The organism is Bartonella sp. AP57NXGY, assembly GCF_042195805.1.
GTDB lineage: Bacteria > Pseudomonadota > Alphaproteobacteria > Rhizobiales > Rhizobiaceae > Bartonella.
This window is the reverse complement of record NZ_JBHIOZ010000316.1, coordinates 1-1,196: the sequence shown is the minus strand read 5'-3', so window position 1 is coordinate 1,196 and position 1,196 is coordinate 1. Positions and strand designations below refer to the sequence as shown.

The 1,196-nt window shown below is 38.2% G+C and carries 2 protein-coding genes; one reads left to right on the top strand and one right to left on the bottom strand.

The genetic code is table 11. The annotated features are described in order from the left end of the window. The coding region (gene rpmF, locus ACFIL8_RS10600; protein ID WP_375689735.1) for a 50S ribosomal protein L32 at positions 1–158 on the bottom strand (158 nt) is incomplete at its 3' end. Between the two features lie 424 nt (positions 159–582). On the opposite strand from rpmF, the gene ACFIL8_RS10595 reads away from it, so the two are divergent. Further along, on the top strand, positions 583–1,196 hold a 614-nt coding region (locus ACFIL8_RS10595), incomplete at its 3' end, for a polyprenyl synthetase family protein (protein ID WP_375689733.1).

Sequence of the window (1,196 nt, the reverse complement as noted above, 5' to 3'; positions counted from 1 at the left end):
GAACGCCCACGATACATTCCCGTTTTCAAATCAATGTGATGAGGACGACGTAATTCACCAGAATTTTTATCTTCGATATAAGTCGGCGCCTTCAGAGCATCAGCCGAACGGCGCATGCCCCTCTTCGCTGGAGAGGTTTTTCGTTTAGGTACAGCCATAAAAAGACACTCCAAATCCATTAAAACAGAAAAAGCAATGTCAAAAATGACAATGCTTCATTTAAAACACCATAAAATTTGAGGATATTATACACTGATAAAAAAGAAGAGGCAATGTCAAAATGATCCTCCTCTTACCAAAAATGACCTTCCTGTTATCAAAAATGGTGTCACAATAATCAAATGAATATCAAAAACACTGCAAAATTTAAGAATTTTATACACCAATGAAAGCTTTTTTATAAGCCCTTCATTCAATTTTTATTTGGTTTAAAAAGGGATTTGCGCATACAGTAGAGATACGGATAAAAAGAGAAGTTGATTTTTAATAAAAAACGACGCCAATTTATGAAAACAAGAAAAAGCGACAACCTTTCTCTTTAAACTTCATAATTTCATTTTTGTAAAAACAAAGGAAGCAAGAATGCACGAATTTACCACCCTTCTTGCAAAACATAGAGACACCGTTGAAAAACGGCTTGATACCCTGTTAAGTGATCAAATCCAAAATGGTGAAATTTCACGCCCTAAAAACTTAATCAAAGCCATGCGCTATGGTGTGCTGAACGGTGGAAAACGCTTGCGTCCTTTTCTTGTAATTCAAAGTGCTGCACTTTTTGACGTCCCTGTAGAACATTCTCTTGATGTTGCATGTGCCTTAGAATGTATCCATTGTTATTCGCTCATTCATGATGATCTTCCCGCTATGGATAACGATATACTCCGGCGTGGAAAACCCACCGTCCATATAGCATTTGATGAAGCAACAGCAATTCTAGCAGGCAATGCCCTCTTAACATTTGCCTTTGAAATTATTGCTCATAAAGCTAGTATTTTATCTACAGATATTAGAATCAAGCTGATCACGTCTCTTGCACAATCGGCAGGGCTTGGCGGTATGTTAGGTGGACAAATGCTGGACCTTGAAGCTGAAAAAAGACCGCAAGAAAGTACTGACATTATCACTCTACAACACATGAAAACAGCAGCCCTGATAAGCTTTGCTTGCCAAGCAGGTGCCATCATTGGCAATGCATC